Annotated in this window: 20 protein-coding genes; 12 read left to right on the top strand and 8 right to left on the bottom strand. The window is 65.0% G+C overall.

Features of this window, described 5'->3' with window-relative positions:
* The first annotated feature begins 25 nt into the window (after positions 1–25).
* From hemA to CSC74_RS16850, 8 genes are all read left to right on the top strand, one after another.
* Positions 26–1,306: a glutamyl-tRNA reductase gene (hemA, locus tag CSC74_RS16885; RefSeq protein WP_162315671.1), complete on the top strand. Its 1,281-nt coding sequence runs from the start codon at positions 26–28 to the stop codon at positions 1,304–1,306.
* A complete protein-coding gene (gene prfA / locus CSC74_RS16880) occupies positions 1,284–2,369 on the top strand; it encodes a peptide chain release factor 1 (protein ID WP_162315670.1) in 1,086 nt (361 codons plus the stop codon). The genes hemA and prfA overlap by 23 nt, the downstream gene beginning before the upstream one ends.
* Complete coding sequence (locus CSC74_RS16875) at positions 2,366–2,818, top strand: GNAT family N-acetyltransferase (protein ID WP_162315669.1); 453 nt, start codon at positions 2,366–2,368, stop codon at positions 2,816–2,818. Before prfA ends, CSC74_RS16875 begins: the two co-directional genes overlap by 4 nt.
* A gap of 158 nt (positions 2,819–2,976) precedes the next feature.
* On the top strand, positions 2,977–3,495 hold the full coding sequence (gene moaB / locus CSC74_RS16870) for a molybdenum cofactor biosynthesis protein B (RefSeq protein WP_162315668.1): 519 nt from the start codon (positions 2,977–2,979) through the stop codon (positions 3,493–3,495).
* Between the two features lie 4 nt (positions 3,496–3,499).
* On the top strand, positions 3,500–3,847 hold the full coding sequence (locus CSC74_RS16865) for a hypothetical protein (protein ID WP_162315667.1): 348 nt from the start codon (positions 3,500–3,502) through the stop codon (positions 3,845–3,847).
* A 91-nt stretch (positions 3,848–3,938) separates the two neighbouring features.
* On the top strand, positions 3,939–4,715 hold the full coding sequence (ppk2, locus tag CSC74_RS16860; protein WP_162315666.1) for a polyphosphate kinase 2: 777 nt from the start codon (positions 3,939–3,941) through the stop codon (positions 4,713–4,715).
* A gap of 737 nt (positions 4,716–5,452) precedes the next feature.
* The gene (locus CSC74_RS17705; RefSeq protein ID WP_162315690.1) at positions 5,453–7,495 is read left to right on the top strand and encodes a glycosyl hydrolase family 18 protein; all 2,043 of its coding nucleotides are present in this window, start codon (positions 5,453–5,455) and stop codon (positions 7,493–7,495) included.
* A gap of 287 nt (positions 7,496–7,782) precedes the next feature.
* A complete protein-coding gene (locus tag CSC74_RS16850) occupies positions 7,783–8,442 on the top strand; it encodes a hypothetical protein (protein WP_162315665.1) in 660 nt (219 codons plus the stop codon).
* Positions 8,443–8,525: 83 nt separating this feature from the next.
* Here the strand turns inward: CSC74_RS16850 and CSC74_RS16845 are convergent, their stop codons facing one another.
* The 3 genes from CSC74_RS16845 to CSC74_RS16835 are packed head-to-tail and all read right to left on the bottom strand — an operon-like array spanning position 8,526 to position 10,629.
* Positions 8,526–8,792 (bottom strand): acylphosphatase, encoded by a 267-nt coding sequence (locus CSC74_RS16845; RefSeq protein ID WP_162315664.1) that lies wholly within the window; start codon positions 8,790–8,792, stop codon positions 8,526–8,528.
* Positions 8,792–9,355: a TlpA family protein disulfide reductase gene (locus CSC74_RS16840; protein WP_162315663.1), complete on the bottom strand. Its 564-nt coding sequence runs from the start codon at positions 9,353–9,355 to the stop codon at positions 8,792–8,794. Before CSC74_RS16840 ends, CSC74_RS16845 begins: the two co-directional genes overlap by 1 nt.
* Positions 9,352–10,629, bottom strand: a complete 1,278-nt coding sequence (locus CSC74_RS16835; RefSeq protein WP_162315662.1) for a YihY family inner membrane protein — start codon at positions 10,627–10,629, stop codon at positions 9,352–9,354. The genes CSC74_RS16840 and CSC74_RS16835 overlap by 4 nt, the downstream gene beginning before the upstream one ends.
* Positions 10,630–10,705: 76 nt before the next feature.
* Here CSC74_RS16835 and wrbA point away from each other — a divergent pair, with 76 nt between their 5' ends.
* The 3 genes from wrbA to CSC74_RS16820 all read left to right on the top strand — a co-directional run bounded on the left by wrbA (position 10,706) and on the right by CSC74_RS16820 (position 12,195).
* Positions 10,706–11,305, top strand: coding sequence for an NAD(P)H:quinone oxidoreductase (wrbA, locus tag CSC74_RS16830; RefSeq protein WP_162315661.1), 600 nt, complete (start codon positions 10,706–10,708; stop codon positions 11,303–11,305).
* Entirely contained in the window at positions 11,302–11,637 is a 336-nt protein-coding gene (locus CSC74_RS16825; protein WP_162315660.1) for a DUF2069 domain-containing protein, read from the top strand. The genes wrbA and CSC74_RS16825 overlap by 4 nt, the downstream gene beginning before the upstream one ends.
* A gap of 69 nt (positions 11,638–11,706) precedes the next feature.
* Positions 11,707–12,195, top strand: a complete 489-nt coding sequence (locus CSC74_RS16820; protein ID WP_162315659.1) for an asparaginase domain-containing protein — start codon at positions 11,707–11,709, stop codon at positions 12,193–12,195.
* Between the two features lie 142 nt (positions 12,196–12,337).
* Here the strand turns inward: CSC74_RS16820 and CSC74_RS17480 are convergent, their stop codons facing one another.
* Both CSC74_RS17480 and sufT read right to left on the bottom strand, forming a co-directional pair.
* On the bottom strand, positions 12,338–14,683 hold the full coding sequence (locus tag CSC74_RS17480) for a S8 family serine peptidase (RefSeq protein ID WP_211369681.1): 2,346 nt from the start codon (positions 14,681–14,683) through the stop codon (positions 12,338–12,340).
* Between the two features lie 353 nt (positions 14,684–15,036).
* Positions 15,037–15,588 carry a putative Fe-S cluster assembly protein SufT gene (gene sufT, locus CSC74_RS16805; RefSeq protein ID WP_162315658.1) on the bottom strand — a complete coding sequence of 184 codons (552 nt, stop codon included), beginning with the start codon at positions 15,586–15,588 and terminating at the stop codon, positions 15,037–15,039.
* Positions 15,589–15,868: 280 nt separating this feature from the next.
* Between sufT and CSC74_RS16800 the strand changes: the two genes are divergently transcribed.
* On the top strand, positions 15,869–16,288 hold the full coding sequence (locus CSC74_RS16800; RefSeq protein WP_246193357.1) for a hypothetical protein: 420 nt from the start codon (positions 15,869–15,871) through the stop codon (positions 16,286–16,288).
* Between the two features lie 30 nt (positions 16,289–16,318).
* Here the strand turns inward: CSC74_RS16800 and CSC74_RS16795 are convergent, their stop codons facing one another.
* Genes CSC74_RS16795 through CSC74_RS16785 form a run of 3 tightly spaced genes read right to left on the bottom strand, consistent with a single transcriptional unit; the run spans position 16,319 to position 18,549 of the window.
* The gene (locus tag CSC74_RS16795; RefSeq protein WP_162315657.1) at positions 16,319–16,816 is read right to left on the bottom strand and encodes a hypothetical protein; all 498 of its coding nucleotides are present in this window, start codon (positions 16,814–16,816) and stop codon (positions 16,319–16,321) included.
* An 18-nt stretch (positions 16,817–16,834) separates the two neighbouring features.
* Complete coding sequence (locus CSC74_RS16790) at positions 16,835–18,241, bottom strand: NAD(P)(+) transhydrogenase (Re/Si-specific) subunit beta (RefSeq protein ID WP_162315656.1); 1,407 nt, start codon at positions 18,239–18,241, stop codon at positions 16,835–16,837.
* Positions 18,238–18,549, bottom strand: a complete 312-nt coding sequence (locus CSC74_RS16785) for an NAD(P) transhydrogenase subunit alpha part 2 (RefSeq protein ID WP_162315655.1) — start codon at positions 18,547–18,549, stop codon at positions 18,238–18,240. Before CSC74_RS16785 ends, CSC74_RS16790 begins: the two co-directional genes overlap by 4 nt.
* Positions 18,550–18,572 lie beyond the last annotated feature (23 nt).

The raw sequence follows: 18,572 nt of genomic DNA, 5'->3' as shown, positions 1-18,572 counted from the left end.
GAAGCTTAGCGCAAGCACCTGAACGATGATGTTGTGGGTACTAGGACTCAACCACCAGACCGCGCCGGTCGACCTGCGCGAGCGCGTCGCGTTCGACGCCGCCGCCCTGCCCGCGGCGCTGGCTTCGCTGCGTGGCCTGGCGGATGTGTCCGAGGCCGCGTTGCTGTCCACCTGCAACCGCACCGAGCTGTACGCCATCGCCGCGGACGGGGACACGCTGAGCGACTGGCTGGCCACGCACGCCGACGGCCTGGACGGTTATCTGTACCGGCACAGCGACGCGGATGCGGTGCGGCACCTGTTCCGGGTCGCGACCGGACTGGACTCGATGGTCCTGGGCGAGCCGCAGATCCTCGGCCAGGTGAAGGAAGCCTGGGTCGCGGCGCGCGAACACGGCGCCCTCGGCAATCGCCTGGATCGCCTGTTCCAGCAGACCTTCGCCGTGGCCAAGCGCGCGCGTACCGATACCCGGGTCGGCGCCAATCCGGTGTCGGTGGCTTCCACTGCGGTGCGCCTGGCGCAGAACTCGTTCGCGCGCCTGGATGATTCGACGGTGCTGCTGATCGGCGCCGGCGAAACCATCGAGCTGGCCGCGCGGCACCTGAGCGAAGGCAAGGTGCGCCGCCTGTTGATCGCCAACCGCACCCTGGCGCATGCGCAGGAACTGGCCTCCCGCCACGGCGGCTACGCCTTGCCGCTGGCGGAACTGGAACGGCACCTGGCCGAGGCCGACGTGGTGTTTTCGGCCACCGCAAGCCGCGAACCCATCGTCACCCGCAGCCAGGTCGCCACCGCGCTGGGCAAGCGCAAACACAAGCCGATGCTGCTGTTCGACCTGGCCGTGCCGCGCGACATCGAGCCCGGCGTCGCCGGGCTCGCCGATGCCTATCTGTATACGGTCGACGACCTGGAACGCGCGGTGGAAGACAATCGCCGCGGCCGCCGGGAAGCCGCCGAAGCCGCCGAAGCGATCATCGAACTGCAGGTCGCGCGCTACATCGAGAACCTGCACGCCAGCTCGCGCCAGGAACCTTTGAAGCGCCTGCGCGCGCACGGTGATGCCGCGCGTGAGGACGTGCTGGCCAAGGCCCGGCAGCAACTCGCCAGCGGCCGCGATGCCGAAGAAGTGCTCGATTTCCTCGCCCACACACTGACCAATCGCCTGCTGCATCCGCCGACGGCCGCCCTGCGGGAAGCGGCGCTGTCCGGCGATGCGGAGCTCGCGCGTGCGGCGGACAAGCTGTTCCCGGCCCAGGCGCCCTACTCCCACCTCAAGAAACCCGATGACGCCGACCCTGCGCCGTAAACTCGAAGCGCTGGCCGAACGCCGCGAAGAACTCGAACGCCTGCTCTCCGATCCCGGCGTGGTCGCCGACAACGATCGCTTCCGCAGGTATTCGCGCGAATTCTCGCAACTGGAGCCGGTGTCCACCGCCTTGAGCGAGGAAGCGAAGGCCAAGCGCGACCTCGCCGCGGCCGAAGCCCTGCGCAACGATCCGGAAATGCGCGAACTAGCGGAAGAGGAAATCGCCACCGCGCAGGCGCGGCTGCTGCAGCTGGAAGACGAACTCGCCCTGCTCCTGGTCCCCAAGGATCCACGCGACGACTCCGACCTGTTCCTGGAAGTACGCGCCGGCACCGGCGGCGACGAGGCGGCGATCTTCGCCGGCGACCTGTTCCGCATGTACGCGCGTTACGCCGAACGCCAGGGCTGGAAGGTGGAAGTGGCCTCCGACAGCCCCGGCGAGCATGGCGGCTACAAGGAAATCGTGGCCAGGGTCAGCGGCCGCGGCGCGTTCTCGCGCTTGAAGTTCGAGTCCGGCACCCATCGCGTGCAGCGCGTGCCGGAGACCGAATCGCAGGGCCGCATCCACACTTCGGCCGCGACCGTGGCGATCATTCCCGACGATGATGCAGTGGAAGAGGTAGTCATCAATCCGGCCGACCTGAAAGTGGACACGTTCCGTTCCTCCGGCGCCGGCGGCCAGCACGTCAACAAGACCGAATCGGCGATCCGCATCACCCACATTCCCAGCGGCCTGGTGGTGGAAAACCAGACCGCGCGTTCGCAGCATGCCAACCGCGATCTGGCGATGAAGCGGCTCAAGGGGCAACTGCTGGAAGCCGAGCGCAGCAAGCAGGCCGCCGCGCAGGCCGAGTCGCGCAAGCTGCAGGTCGGCAGCGGCGACCGCAGCCAGCGCATCCGCACCTACAACTTCCCGCAGGGCCGCATCACCGACCACCGCGTCGAAGGCCTGACCCTCTACGACCTGCCCAACATCCTCCAGGGCAACCTGGACGAACTGGTGGAGCGCCTCGCCCGCGAACACCAGGCCGACGAACTGGCAAGACTTACGGAGGCCGCATGAATCCGACCATTCGCCGCGCGACCGTCGACGATGTGGACGCCATCGCACCGCTGTTCGACCGCTACCGGATGTTCTACCAGCAGCCATCCGACCCGGCGCTGGCGCAGCGTTTCATCGGCGAGCGCCTGCAACGCGGTGAGTCGGTGATCTTCCTCGCCGAGGTAGGCGGCAAGGTCGCCGGCTTCACCCAGTTGTTCCCTTCGTTCTCGTCGGTGCGCGCGGGTCGCGCATTCGTGTTGAACGATCTCTACGTCGACATCGCCGCGCGCCGCCTCGGCGTGGCCCGCGCATTGGTGCAGGCCGCCACGGATTTCGCCCGCAACGAAGGCGCGATCCGCCTGGAACTGGAAACCGACCACGATAACCGCAGCGCCCAGGCGCTTTACCGGCAAATGGGCTGGGAGTTGTATGAAGGCACGCTGCGCTTTCGCTTGTCGCTGTCCGATTGATGGGATTGAACCTTTCTTGCAGATCACATCCGGAGTCGCTTGCGGCAAGTATGGGAAGGGCTTCAGCCCCGACGCTTTTCTGGCTCCTTCGTCGGGGCTGAAGCCCCTCCCACAATGGCCGCCCCCTCCCACAAGCCCCATGGGTTAGGCTTCGCAGCATGACCGCCAGCTCCGACTTCATCCCGCTGCACCTGTGCGTGCTGACCGTTTCGGACACGCGCACGCCCGCCGACGACAAGTCCGGCGACTACCTGGTTGCCGCCCTCCAGCAGGAAGGCCACCAACTGGCCGAACGCGCAATCTCGCGCGACGACCGCTACCAACTCCGCGCGCTCATTTCCAAATGGATCGCCGATGCCGGAATCGACGGCATCCTGGTCACCGGCGGAACCGGCTTCACCGGCCGCGACTCCACGCCTGAAGCCCTGCTCCCCTTGCTGGACAAGGAAATGCCCGGCTTCGGCGAACTGTTCCGTGCGATCAGCTTCGACGAGATCGGCACCTCATCGCTGCAATCGCGTGCGTTCGCCGGACTGGCCAACAGCACCTTCCTGTTCTGCCTGCCCGGCTCGACTTCTGCTTGCCGCACCGGCTGGGAAAAAATCATCCGCGCCCAACTCGACGCCCGCACCCAGCCCTGCAACCTCGCCACCCTGCGTCCCCGCCTGAAGGAGTAAGCGCATGTCCCTGGACACCACGTTGCGTCTGCTGGCCCGCGCCAGCGGCATGACCGCCACCGACATCGCCACCGCGATCCCGCGTGCCGGCGTGGCCACGGTCAAATCCTGGCTGAGCGGCGACAAGATGCCGGGCAAGGACCAGACCGACGCACTGGCACGCACCTTCGGCGTCCCCGCCGGCGCCCTGTTGTCGGAACTGGCCAGCACCCTGGACCCGGCCCGTACCAAGGGCGAACACGACCTGCTCGCCGCCTACCGCTCGTTCAATACGCGACAGCAGGGCGCGCTGCTGGAAGTGGCGCGAAGCATGGCCGACCCGGTCGGCCGCAAAAAAGCCAAGCGCGCGTAGAGCCGAGCTTGCTCGGCTGCTGCTCCGGGGCGCCTTCACCTCCATAAAAGCTGCCGAGCAAGCTCGGCACTACATCAGGCGGGATCAACGAATGAAGAACCTCAAGCGCAAGGAGTACGAAAAGCTGCTGGAACCGCTGCAACTGGAACTGGTGGCGATGTCGCGCTGGCTGCAGCACACCGGCAAGCGCGTGGTGGTGCTGGTCGAGGGCCGCGACACCGCCGGCAAGGGCGGCGTGATCAATGCCATCGCCGAGCACCTCAATCCGCGCCAATGCCATGTGCTGGCCTTGTCCAAACCCAGCGAGCGCGAGGCCACGCAGTGGTACTTCCAACGCTACGTGCCGCACCTGCCGGCCGCGGGCGAACTCCTGCTGATGGACCGCAGCTGGTACAACCGCGCAGGGGTAGAGAAGGTCATGGGCTTCTGCAGCGACGCCCAGTACAAGGCCTTCCTGCAACAGGCGCCGGTGTTCGAGAAGCTGCTCACCGACGACGGCATCCTGCTGTTCAAGTACTGGCTGGCCGTGGACCAGGCCGAACAGGAAGAACGTTTCGCCGAACGGCTGGAAGACCCATTGAAGAAGTGGAAGCTGTCGTCGATCGACGTGCAGGCACGCGAGAAATACGCCGACTACACCCGCACGCGCGAAGCCATGCTCAAGGCCACGCATACCGAAGACGCGCCATGGACGCTGGTCGATTTCAACGACCAGAAGCGCGGCCGCCTGAGCCTGATCCGCGACCTGCTGGATCGCCTGCCGGACACGCAGGTACCCGACTCCGAAATCGAATTCCCGCCGCTGAAGGGCAAGCCGCAGAAGGAACGCTTCGGCGTGGTCAAGCCGATCCCGGACTACGACCCGTAACTGCATAGGGTGGGCCCCGGCCCACCGGATGGGATCCCATGACTCATAGGGCGGGTTCCAACCCGCCGCCTGGCGGTCGCGAAATTCGCAGAGGCGGGTCAAGACCCGCCCTGCTCAAGACACACTTGGGACACGCACCGCCTCCATGGCCGCATGTGCGACGACCGTCTCTTCTTCCCGATGCCGCCCGCTGACCCGACGGCCTCGCGCCTTCGACGTCTCCATACTCATCCTGATTCCCACACGACCGTTCATGCGACTTGCATCGATCAGTGATGGCTCACGCAAGACATCGATCGGACATGGGCAGACCTGCAGCCGACGCAGCGCGCGAAAGCATCGGACACCGGGAAATCACTCCGCTTTTTAACTGTGACAACAACCGCAGTATCACAACGCGACACCTTGACAAGGTTGTCGTCGCACACCAGTGTCGATCGCCACGGTAGCACTGCACATCGCATGCGGCGCACCGTTGCAACCAAGCAACATACAAGCAACACCACTGTCGTTCTTGCCTGAGGGATTCAAACGCGCCGCCGCTGCAGGGCTACGCGTCCACGAATCGCAAGCGCCTGCGCGGGCTTGCACCGGGAAGGCCATGACCTTCTTCGCAGCAGGGAAAACCATGAGGTTTTCCTGGAGTCAGTGCATCGTTGCTGGTCGCCCCCACTGATCAGCGGATTGATCCTCAACCCCTCAAGGAATCGGGAGAACACACCATGAGCATCAGAGTAATGAAGGCGTTGCTGGCAGGCTGTCTGCTGGCGGCGTGGATGAGTACCGCACAGGCGCAAAGCGTCAGTTGCACCGGTGTAGCCGCGTGGAACGCGTCGACCATCTACAACCCGGGCGACCGTCTGGTTTACCAGGGTCGACTGTATTCGGCGCTGATACCGATCTGGAACGCATCGCCCACCTACTGCACCAGTTGCGGCTGGTACCAGGACCTCGGCACCTGCGGCACCGGCGGCGGCAACCAGCCGCCGACCGCCGCGCTGACTGCCCCGGCGAACAATGCGACTTACAACGCCGGCGCGACCATCACCGTCTCGGCCAATGCCGCCGACAGCGACGGAACCGTCATCCAGGTGCAGTTCTTCCGCGGCACGACTTCGCTCGGCGTCGATACCAGTGCGCCGTACAGCGCGACCTGGAGCAATGCCACCGCGGGCAGCTACGCATTGAAGGCCGTGGCCACCGACAACAGCGGCGCCACCGGCACCTCCGCACTGGTCAACATCACCGTCAACAATGTGCAGAATCCGGACACCACTGCACCCAGCGTACCCACGGGACTTGCGTCGCCCAGCAAGACCTCCTCCAGCGTCACCCTGTCCTGGAACGCTTCCACCGACAATGCCGGAGGCAGCGGTGTGGCCGGTTACGACGTGTACCGCAATGGCGGTCTCGCCGGTTCCTCCACCAGCACCGGCTACACGGATTCGGGCCTGGCGGCTTCCACCGCCTACACCTATCGCGTGCGTGCCCGCGACAACGCCGGCAACCCTTCCGCGCAAGGCACGCAGATCAGCGTGACCACCTCCGCTACGGGTGGCGGTGGCGGCAGCAAGCGCGTGCTCGGCTATTTCGCCCAGTGGGGCATCTATGGACGCAACTATCGGGTGAAGAACATCGACACCAGCGGTTCCGCGGCCAAGCTGACTCACATCAACTATGCCTTCGGCAATGTGCGCAACAATATCTGCGAAGTAGGCCTGACCATTCCGTCGAACGAATCGACCGGTGCCGGCGGCGATGCCTTCGCCGACTACAGCAAGGCCTTCAGCGCCGCCGAAAGCGTCAGTGGCGTGGCCGATACCTGGGACCAGCCGTTGCGCGGCAACTGGAACCAGCTCAAGCAGCTCAAGGCCAAGTATCCGAACATCAAGGTGCTGATCTCGTTGGGCGGTTGGACCTGGTCGCGCGGTTTCGCCAGCGCGGCACGGCCTGAGAACCGGGTGGCGTTCGTGACTTCGTGCATCAACGCCTACATCAAGGGCAATCTGCCGGTCACCGACGGCGCGGGCGGCACGGGTGCCGCGGCCGGCGTGTTCGACGGCATCGACATCGATTGGGAATACCCCAATGCCTGCGGCATCGCCTGCGGCGGTGCCGAGGATCGCGCCAACTTCACCGGCTTGCTGGCCGAGTTCCGTCGCCAGCTCAACCTGGTGCGTCCGGGCCTGCTGCTGACCATCGCACCGGGCGCGGGCGTGGACAAGATCGCCGCCACCGATCCGGGCCAGTACCACCAGTATCTGGATTTCATCAACGTAATGACCTACGACTTCCACGGTGCTTTCGAACCCAGGACCAACCACCATTCGGGTCTGTTCGCTTCGCCCAACGATCCATCCACGGGCGATGTCAGGTTCTACAACAGCAACGATGCGATCGAGGCATTCCTGGAGCGCGGCGTCCCGGCCAGCAAGTTGAACCTGGGCATCGGCTTCTACGGCCGCGGCTGGACCAACGTGGCCAACGTCAACAACGGCCTGTACCAGAGCGGCAGCGCCGCGCCGGGCACTTATGAAGCAGGCAACGAGGACTACAAGGTACTGAAGGATCGGCCCGGCACGGTCTACACCGACGCGAACGCAAGGGCGACCTGGAAATACGACGGCAACACGTTCTGGAGCTACGACACGCCGGCGATGATCACCGAGAAGATGAACTACGTGAAGGCGCAGAACCTGGGTGGCGCGTTCTTCTGGGAGTTCAGCGGCGACGATGCCAACGGCACGCTGGCCAAGGCGGTAGGCAACGGCCTGCAATAACCCGGCACCGGCCGGAAGCAGGAAACGGGCATCGCGAGGTGCCCGTTTTCTTTTGTCCGGAACCAGTCGCGGGACGCACCCGCTCAGGGTCCTCAAGCAAAGGCAGGAGGGTCGGAGCGGGGGCAATACCACGCCTCGCCTGGCCAGCTATTCCGATCGCCGCCGGCGGGGTCCGGGCCCCTATCTGGACGCCGCACGTCACCTGCCGCTCATGCCAGCCCGGGCTTAGGTAGCATTCACGCATGCGGCACGACACTTCCGCCTCGCCATCTCAAAGGAGCTGACTCATGCAATACGGCAAACGACCTGTTTCCGCGCTGGTGTTGTCCCTGGGCCTGCTGTTCGCGGCCTCGGCGGCGCAAGCGCAAGTAGTGGGCTACAACTTCCGTTCCGGCGACCTTTGGGTGGATACCCGCCTCGGCGAGATCAACGATTACGGCTCCCGTTACCGCGAACCCTTCATCGGTGAGATGACCGGTTATTACGGCGCGCCGCGCTCGTTGATCGTCGACCTGTTCGATCGCCGCTGGTCCGCGGGCGACATCTACTACGCCTGCTCCATCGCCCATGTGCTGGGCGTTCCCTGCGTCAACGTGGTGCGCGAATACGACCGCAATCCCGGCCAGGGCTGGGGCGCGATCGCCAAGCGCATGGGCATCAAGCCCGGCTCGGCGCAATTCCATCGGCTCAAGAACGGTTTTTCGAATACCTATGACCGCTGGGGCTATCCGGTCGCGGTGGACCGCAACGTCCACGTGGACTGGTCCAAGCATGGTCCGGGCAAGAAATCCGCACAGGGCGGTCGCGCCCAGGGCAACGGCGGGGCCGCGCACTCCGGCAAGCCGCCCAAGGCATCCAGTGACCACGGCCAGGGCAAAGGGAAGAGCGATCAGGGCAAGCAAGGCAAGGGACAAGGCAAGGACAAGGGCAACGGAAAAGGCCACTGATCTCCGCCGCTTTCCGGCCCCATCAACAAAAACGGCGACCTTCGGGCCGCCGTTTTTGTTTGCGATCGCATGGGGTCGCGCGATCAGCCGATGCTGAATCCTGGGACACGACACTCCTCGCAGTCGCTACGCTCCACACCCTCCACCCGCGCCATCGGCGGTCCGTGTCGCAGCCAGGAAGCCAAGGCTTCCACCGCTTCGCCAGCACCTTCCGCGACCACTTCCACGCGGCCGTCGTCCAGGTTGATGGCATGCCCTGACAGTCCCAGTTCCAGTGCCTGCTCCCGTGTCGATGCGCGGAAGAACACGCCCTGTACCTTGCCGCTGACCAGGAAGCGCGCTGCGGCCATCAGGCTTCCGCTTTAGGCCCGCCCGCCGCCACGATGGCCGCATCGATCTCATGCGCCGTGACCGGGCCGATGAACTGCTTGGCCACCTTGCCGCCGGGCGCGATCAGGAAAGTCATCGGCAAGCCGCGTGGCGTGGCGAAATCCGCAGGCGGCGAATACACGTCCAGGATCGCGACCGGATAGACCACCGGACGCTGCTTGAGGAAATCGCGCATCGCCTGCGGCTCGATCTCCTCGTAGGCCAGGCCGATGACTTCGACATCGTCGCGCGCCTTGTCGAACGCGGACAGTTCCGGCATTTCCTTGATGCACGGCGCGCACCAGGTCGCCCAGAAATTCACCACCACCCACTTGTCGCGATGCGCGGCCAGCTCGTACGGCTTGCCTTCCACGGTAACGACCTTCAGCAGCGGGATTTCCGCGGTAGTCGGGCTTGAAGTGGCCGGGGTCGCGGGTACCGCAAGCACCGGCGGCGTCGCGGCGGCCTGGTTGGCGGCTGCTTCGCGCTTGCAGGCGACCAGCGCCAGCAGCGCCAGGCCGCAGAAAAGAACCCGTGATTTCATGCCTTGCCCTCTGGTTGCTGCGCGTAGATGTCGCTGACCTTGCGCTTGAGCACTTCGCGCAGCGGCACCCGCAGCTGGTCCAGCGCATCGCGCGCGGCGATGCCCAGCGCGTCGTCCTGGCAGGGCAGGTGCGCCTCGGCCACCGGGATGCGCAGCTGGCAGGCCTCGTACAGGTCGCACACGGTCATGCTGTCCAGGTCGCGGGCCAGCAGCCACTCGCCCTGCTCGTCCCGGCGCAACAGGTTGATATCGGCCAGCTGGCCCAGGATCTGCTGCACCAGTGAATCGGTGAGCATCGGTTCCAGTTCGAGGATCTGATCGCTATGCAGGCCTTTGCCTTGTGCACGCGCCGCATCGAAACGACCCAGCAAGCGCAACAGGCCATAGATCTCGTAACCGAGCGGCAAGCGCATCGATACTGGCTGGTAACGGAACGCGGCGATCGACGAAGCGAACGAAGCGCCCAGCAGGATCGCCACCCAGCACAGGTATATCCACAACAGCAGAATGGGGGCCACCGCGACCGTTCCGTAGATCGTCGCGTAGGAGTTGAAGGTACCCAGGTATAAGCCCAGGCCCCATTTTATCGACTCCAGCAACAGCGTCGCCAGCAGTGCGCCCGCCACCGCGTAACGCAGTTTGATAGTCCGGTGGGGCACCACCCGATAGATGGCGGTGATGGCCGCGAGTTCTATCAGCACGGGGGCTATGGTCAGCGACAGGGTCGCAAGTACCTTGCCCTCGTTCGTGGCGAATATCGGCAAGGCGTAGAACCTGGCGGAAATGGCCAGCGAGGCGGCGGCAACCATTGCACCGAGGGTCAATACCGTCCAGTACACCAAGAAGCGGCTGAATTTCGGACGCGACGTGGTCACCCGCCAGATCCTGTTGAAGGTGGTCTCGACGCTGTTCAGGGTAATCAGCAGCGAAATGACCAGAGCAATCACGCCCGCAGCGGTCAGTTTCTTGGCGTTGTCCGAGAATTCGATCAGTTTCTCCTGCACCGAACTCGCGGCGCTTGGCACGAAATTGGAGAAGATGTAATCGCTGAGCTGCTTGCTCCACTCATCGAACACGGGGAACGCGGACAGCACCCCGAACACCACCATCACCAGCGGCACCAGCGCGAACAGCGTGGTGTAGGCCAGGGCCGCCGCCGACTGGAACAGGCGATCATCGAGGAATCGCTTGGCCAGGAAGCGGGTGAAGGTGCCGGCGCGCGCGCGGTCGCGCATGCGGTCGGTCCAGCGATTCACGGTATCCAGCGGTTCCATTGGCCGAAGGTTACCCGATGCGCGAAGCGGGCGACATCGCCGATACTAGGCGCTATTGCAGCGAACGGTCGGAAACATGCCTGAAATCCTGGTGCTCTATTACAGCCGCGGCGGCTCCGTGGCCCGCCTGGCGCGGCAGGTAGCGCGCGGCGTGGGCGAAATCGAAGGCATGAGCGCACGCCTGCGCAGCGTGCCGCCGGTCGCGGCGGTGACCCAGCAGGCCGCGCCGCCGGAACCGGAGGAAGGCGCGCCTTACGTGCAATCGCGCGACTTGCAGGAATGCGCCGGGATCGTGCTGGGCAGCCCGACCCGCTTCGGCAACATGGCCGCGCCGTTGAAGCATTTCATCGATGGACTGGGCGCGGAATGGGCCAATGGCACCCTGGTGGACAAGCCTGCCGGCGTGTTCACTTCCACCGCCACCCAGCACGGCGGACAGGAATCGACGCTGCTGTCGATGCAGCTGCCGTTGTTGCACCACGGCTGCGTGATCGTCGGCATTCCCTTCACCGAGCCCGCCCTGAGCACGACCCGCGGCGGCGGCACGCCCTACGGTGCCAGCCATGTCGCTGGCGGCCAGGACGATCCGCAGTTGAGCGAAGAGGAAAGCGTGCTTGCGCGCGCCCTGGGCAGGCGCGTGGCGGAAGTCGCGCGCCGGCTGGGAGTGGGCGCATGAAGAAGCCGCGCATCACGCTGGCGGTGGCCTTGTTCGCACTGTCGGTGCTGTTCTCATTGTGGTTCCACGACGACAAGCATCGACTGGCCGCGATGCTGGTGTTCGTCCTGCCGCCGCTGCTGATGCTGGTCGGCGCGCTGCGCGGCAGCGCCACGGCCGCGTTCTGGGCCGGCGTGTTCGGGCTGTTCTGGTTCTGCCACGGGGTCGTGGTCGCGTATGGCCGACCAGGGGAACGCGGCTACGGCTGGGCGGAAATCGTGTTGGCGCTCGTGATCGTCGTGGCCTCCAGCTGGCCGGGCGTGAGTGCGCGCTTCGGCAGGAAGAAAACCTGAGCACCCACCTGGCCGAACGCGGATAATCGAGCGTTGGCCACGATATCGAACTGCAGGAGTGAACGCTGGATGGAAGAACTGCTGATCGTCACCACCGGTGGCACCATCGACAAGATCTATTTCGACGACAAGTCCGACTACCAGATCGGCGATCCGCAGATCGGCATGATCCTGCGCGAACTGGGCGTGACCTTCCGCTTCACCGTCATACCGATCCTGCGCAAGGACTCGCTGCACATCACCGACGCCGACCGCGAGCTGATCCGCGCCACCATCGCCGCACAGTCGGCCCGCCACGTGCTGGTCACCCACGGCACCGACAGCATGGTGCAGACCGGCGCGGTGTTGAAGTCGATCGAGGACAAGACCATCGTGATGACCGGCGCACTGAGCCCGGCGCGCTTCCGCGGCTCGGATGCCGAGTTCAACATCGGCTGTGCGATCGGCGCGGTGCAGTCCCTGCCTCCGGGCGTGTACATCGCCATGAACGGGCGCATCTGGGATCCGGCCAAAGTGCGCAAGAACGTGGATGCGAATCGCTTCGAGGCGGCCGGCTGAATCCCGTAGGAGCGCCCCTTGGGCGCGATGCTCTTTCGTGTCGTAGCCGGCATAAAAGCATCGCGCCCAAGGGGCGCTCCTACGAAAAAGAACCCCGGCCGAAGCCGGGGTTCTTTTTTCGCACAACCGATCGATCAATCGATCAGAAGGTGATGCTCCAGCTGTTGATGTAACCGGTATCGCCGCCGGCGTTGTCGTTGACGCGCAGGTTCCAGGTGCCGTTCAACGCTTCGCTCGACAGATTCACCGTGTAGGTCGTGTTGATGTTGTCGGTACTGCCGCCGCTGCGGTTGTGCAGCACGTACACGCTGCCATCCGGCGCCACCAGGTCCACCTTCAGGTCGCCCTTGTAGGTGTGCACGATGTTGACCGCGACCGGGGTGCTGGCCGAGGCATTGCCGCTGCGGCCGGACACGGTGATCGGGCTGTTGACCGTGGAGTTGTCGCCGATGGCCACATCGGTGCCGTTGCTGTACGTCTGCGCGCCGCCGCCACCGCCGGTGCTGTAACTGCCGGTCAGGCTCACGCCGGAGAAGGACGAATAGGCCTTCAGGCGCACATAGTACGTACCCGCGGTGGGTGTTGCGAAGGTGCAGGTTTCGGCATTGCCCGTCTTGTACGGACGGCAGTCGTAGACCGTATCCGTCGGGGCGCTGCCGGACCTGACGTACAGATCCATGTCGCCGGTGCCGCCGGAGGTGGTGAAGCTCAAGTTTGAAGCTCCCGCCGGCACGACCATGGTGTAGTTCAGCGAATTGCCGGTGGTCGCCGACAGCCCGGTGACCGGAACGCCGTTGCCCAGTACCGTGCCGCCGCCACCCGTGCTCACCGTGACCGAACCGGTCTTGGTGTTGGTCGCGCCGCCGTTGTCGGTGACCGTCAGCGAGACGCTGTAGGTGCCCGCCGCCGAATAAGTCTTGCTCGGGTTGGTCGCCGTGGACGTGGTGCCGTCGCCGAAGTTCCAACTGCGCGAGGCGATGCTGCCGTCGCTGTCGGTGGAGGTGTCGGTGAAGCTGACGGTCAGGCCGCTGGCCGAGGAACTGAAGTTCGCCACCGGCGCGACATTGCCGCCGCCACCGCCCGCCGCATCGACCGCCGCCTTGGCATCGGCTATGCCGGCACCGATCGGCTGTGAAGGCGTGGACGGGAATGGACGCGCCGAACTCTTCAGCAATGCCTCGACCTGGGCCGGGGTTTTCGGTGTGGCCGAGACGGCCTGGATCAGCGCCACGACGCCGGCCACATGCGGCGTCGCCATCGACGTGCCGCTGTAGTTGACGTAGGTTTCCGAACCCGGGGTGGTGGTACCGGTATTGAGCGTCGACATGATGGTCGAGCCGGGTGCTGCGATGTCCACTCCCGCGCCATAGTTGGAGAAGCTCGAACGCGCGCCGGTACTGGTGATCGAACCCACGGCCACCACGTTGGCGCAATTGGCCGGCGACGCATTGGACACGTTGGTGTTGTCGTTGCCTGCCGCGATGACCAGGGTAGTGCCGCGGCCGACCGCGCCATTGATCGCGCTCTGTGTGGTGGAGCCGCAGGCGCCCGAACCGCCAAGGCTGAGGTTGATCACTTCGGCCGGATTCGCGTTGGCCGGAACGCCGCTGACCGTACCGCCGGAAGCCCAGATGATGGCGTCGGCGATGTCGGAGTCGTAACCACCGCAGGTGCCCAGCACGCGCACCGGAACGACTTTGGCGCCGTAGGCGACGCCCGCCACGCCCTTGGCGTTGTTGGTCACCGCGGCGATGGTGCCGGCGACGTGGGTGCCATGCCAGCTTGAGCCCTGTGCGGCATGGACACCGCACTGGTTGGTGGTGACCCAATCGCCGGGATCGCTGGGGTCGTTGTCGCGGCCGTTGCCGTCGTTCGACACGCTCGTGTCGATGATGAAGTCGTAGCCCGGCAGGATATTGGCGTTGAGGTCGCTATGGTTGGTGATGCCGGTGTCGAGTACCGCGACCACAGAACCGGCGCCGTTGGTGACATCCCAGGCCTCGTTGGCGCGGATGCCGGCGTCGGAATCCTGATAGCCCCACTGCTGGCTGTAGTTGGTATCGTTCGGGGTCAGCAGCGGCTTGTTGAGCTTGTCGACTTCGACGTATTCGACGTTGGGATTGCTGGCCAGCTGGCGCATCAGCGATTCGGCGTCGACGCGATCCAGCTTGCTGTCGGAAAGGATCACGTCCGCACCCATGGCAAGGCGGCGCAACGATTTCACCCCCAGCGCGCGTCTGGACTTCGTCGGTATCGCGGACGAGGCGGACCTCAGGGAACTGTCCAGCGCGGCCGCACTACTGCGCTCGCTGCTGCCGTCGCGGTATTTCACGATGAAGCGATCGAAAGTCTGTTGCTCGGGGGAATGCAGACCACTGACATCCACGCGACCTGCCGCCATGGCGGGTGCGCACATCGAGGATATTGCGATAGCGGTGGCGCTGGCCAGGACATGCAAGCGCAGACGACGCTTTGTGACATCGGACATTGAAGTTCCCTCTACAGATGGTGGTGCCGCGGATGCGGCGAGTCCGGAAGCAGCCGTGACTGGACAGGGGGATGTCGACGACGGCTTCCGTTTCCGGGGTGCGCGATTGCCTGCACCCTGACTCGAACCTAACTGTCGTGCGGTATGCGCACAAGACGTTGCAGTGGGGAATCCTGCGGAACGGAACGTGGATTACGTGCCGATAGTTACAAATGTGACTGTAATCGGTAACACGCGTTCAGGAACGGCGGAATCGCGTGACGGACGCGTGAAGAAATCGAGCCTAGACCCGGCGAAAAGCGCCCGCATGTTGCAGCACCGCGCCGCATTGCGCGGCGTGGGTCGGGCCTTGGTCAGAGCATCCCGGTTTCGAGGCGCGCCGCTTCCGACATCATGTGCCGGCCCCACGGCGGGTCGAACACCAGTTCCACATCGGCCTCGACGATGGTCGGGATCAGTTCCAGCTTGTTGCGCACGTCGTCGACCAGGATCTCGCCCATGCCGCAACCGGGCGCGGTGAGGGTCATTTTCACTTCCACCTCGCGCTGGCCATCGTCGCGGTGGCGCAGGTTGGCTTCGTAGACCAGACCGAGGTCGACGATGTTGAACGGGATCTCGGGGTCGAAGCAGGTACGCAACTGCCGCCAGACCAGGGCCTCGACTTCATCGTCGCTGGCGTTCTCGGGCAGGCTCAGCGATTCGGCCGGCTCCTTGCCGATGGCGTCGCCATCCTGGCCGGCGATGCGGAACAGATTGCCTTCCACGAACACCGTATAGCTGCCGCCCAGGGCCTGGGTGATGTAGCCATAGCTGCCAGCCGGAAGGGTGACGCTGTCGCCCTGCGGGACCAGGACGGCGGCGCAATCGCGCTCGAATTGGACGGGTTCGCTGCTGCGGGAGTACATAAGAACCAAGTGGGGGCGGCGCCAGTCGGCGCAAGCCGCCATTTTAGCGCCCTGCGCTTCCCAGCGCCGCGCCCGCAGGCTGCAAAGACCCGGCAACTGTGTGTTCCGCCCCGGAGTAATAGCGAATCCGCGCCCTCAACCCGGTTTCACGGGAGCAAAGCCTCGGACGTGCGCCGGACTCTGCGACGCAGAGCAGAGCGTCCTTGAGCAGGAAGTCCCGACTTCCCGCACATGACCCGGGGTGCCGGCACAGTATCCTGTGCCATCACCTGGAGTTTCGATGCAGCAGACCATCCCCCCTTCCCACCCGGCTCGTTGGCTTCCGCCGGTGCTGCTGCCCTTTGGTGGAATCCTTCTCGCCCTCCTCTGGATACTGTTGGCGCTTTACCTGGGGCGCCCCTGCGGCTGGATGGCCGTGGCCAGCGCACTCGCGTCCGCGCTGATGCTGCGCCTCGGCGGGATGCCGCGCGGCTGGCCGCGCGCGGTCGCGGCCGTGACGGCAACGCTGCTGGTCATCGCCCTGGTCAACTGGGGCATCGCGGCCACTCAGATCGGCATTGCCATGGGACTGAACCCGTGGGATTCGGCGCTGAAGCTGGGTTCGGACTACGCGTGGACGCTGGCGAAGTTGGCCAACCCGATCGCGGACCGGGTTTGGATGGGCCTGGCGCTGGTCGTTGCGGTGATCGCCGGGCGTTGAGAACCGCACCCCGCCGGAGATGGCCAACCCCTACTCCGGAATCTCCGCACTGATGATGTTGAAACGGAAATTCGCCACTTCCTTTCCTTCGATGCTGCAACGGGTCGTGATCGTGTCGACCGCCTGTCCCGGCTCTCGGATGCCAAAGATGGTGTATTGCGGGTTGTAGAACGTGCCCTGCGTGCCCTCCAATGGCAGCGAATAGCTTCCTTCGGCGTCATCTTCCATCAACACTTCCTTTGGGTTTCCCAATGCGGAAGGGACGGCGCTCCTGTATCTGCATACAAGAAGCGTACCCGGCTCGTTGCCTGAATACTTGAAGGAAAATCCATACCAGGTGCAGGGCATTTCCTGTTTGGCGTAAACGCACCGGCCTTGACCGGTCAGGTGGATATCTTCGGTCCGCAGGCATATCCACCCGTGCTCTCCCGGGTCGCATACCAGGCCAGACCGGAAATCTGAAACTTCGGTGGCCGAGGCTGGATGGGCTGCCGAAAAACCGGACACCAGCAGGACGTATACAGCCATCCAAATGCACCGGCGCATTCAGTGCCCGCCATCCAGCGCCTTCAGTTCGCTGACCAGCGCGCTCGCCATCTCCGCGCCATCGCCATACAGCATTCGGGTGTTGTCGGCGTAGAACAGCGCATTCTCGATGCCGGCGAAACCGGTGCCCTTGCCGCGCTTGATCACGATGGTGTTCTTCGATTCGACCACGTCCAGGATCGGCATGCCGTAGATCGGCGACGCGGGATCGGTCTTGGCCACCGGATTGACCACGTCGTTGGCGCCGATCACCAGCGACACGTCGGTGTTGGGGAATTCGGGGTTGATGTCGTCCATGTCGGCGATCAGGTCGTAGGGCACGCCGGCCTCGGCCAGCAGCACGTTCATATGCCCGGGCATGCGTCCGGCGACCGGATGGATCGCGAACTTCACCTTGACCCCGCGCTCCATCAGCCGCTGCGCCAGTTCCCAGATCTTGTGCTGGGCCTGGGCCACGGCCAGGCCGTAACCCGGGACGATCACCACGCGTTCGGCGAAGGCCATCATCGCGGCCACATCGCCGGCCTCGATGGGTTTCTGCGAGCCGGCGATCTCCTGCATCTCGCCGCTGCCGCCGCCGAAGTTGGAGAACAGCACGCCGCTGATCGGCCGGTTCATGGCCTTGGCCATCAATCGGGTCAACAACATGCCGGCCGCACCGACCATCATGCCGGCGATGATCAGGGTCTCGATGCCCAGCACATAGCCTTCGAAGGCCACCGCGAGCCCGGTGAACGCGTTGTACAGCGAGATCACCACCGGCATGTCGGCGCCGCCGATCGGCAGCGTCATCAGGATGCCGAGCGCCAGCGCGACGATGAAGAACGCGATGATCCAGGGCGTTCCCAGGGTCCAGATCGCCATTACCCCGAGGATCACGGCCGCAACCGCGACCCCCGCGTTGAACCACTGCTGGCCGGTGAAGGTGTAGCGCTTGTCCATGCGCCCGTCGAGCTTGGCCCAGGCGATGATCGAACCCGACAGCGACACCGCGCCGATCAGCGCGCCGACCACCGCCAGCACCAGGGTCGTGTGCGAGGGCGAACCGCCCACGGACGAGTACCTCAATAGCTCCACCGCGCCGATCGCCGCCGCCGAGCCGCCACCCATGCCGTTGTACAGCGCCACCATCTGCGGCATGTCGGTGATGGCCACGCGATTGGCCGAGATCCACGCCGCCGCGGTACCGATGACCACCGCCACGAAGATCAGCAGGTGGTTGTTCAATTGCGGGTGCAGGAAAGTGGCGACCGTGGCGATCAGCATGCCCAGGCCGGCCCAGCGGATGCCGCTGCGCGCGGTCATCGGCGAGGCCATGCGCTGCAGGCCGAGCAGGAACAGGGTCGCGGCGACCAGGTAGCTCACCTTGACCAGGGTCGCCAGCAGTTCGGGCGTGACCCAGCTCATGGCTGCGCTCCGGATTTGGTGGCCGGCTTCTTCGAAGACTTGAACATGTCCAGCATGCGCTCGGTCACCACGTAGCCGCCGGCGGCGTTGCCCGCGCCCAGCAGCACGGCGACGAAGCCGATGACCTTTTCCAGGGTGGTGTCGGCATGGCCCAGCACGATCATGGCGCCGATCAGCACGATGCCATGGATGAAATTGGAACCCGACATCAGCGGCGTATGCAGGATCACCGGCACCCGCGAAATGATCACGTGGCCGGCGATGGCCGCCAGCATGAAGATGTACAGGGCCACGAAACCGTCGCTCATCCACTCTCTCCCGGGGCACCGTG

It is taken from the genome of Pseudoxanthomonas yeongjuensis (genome assembly GCF_010093345.1).
Taxonomy (GTDB): Bacteria; Pseudomonadota; Gammaproteobacteria; order Xanthomonadales; family Xanthomonadaceae; genus Pseudoxanthomonas_A; species Pseudoxanthomonas_A yeongjuensis.
This window is presented reverse-complemented; position numbering and strand designations above follow the sequence as displayed.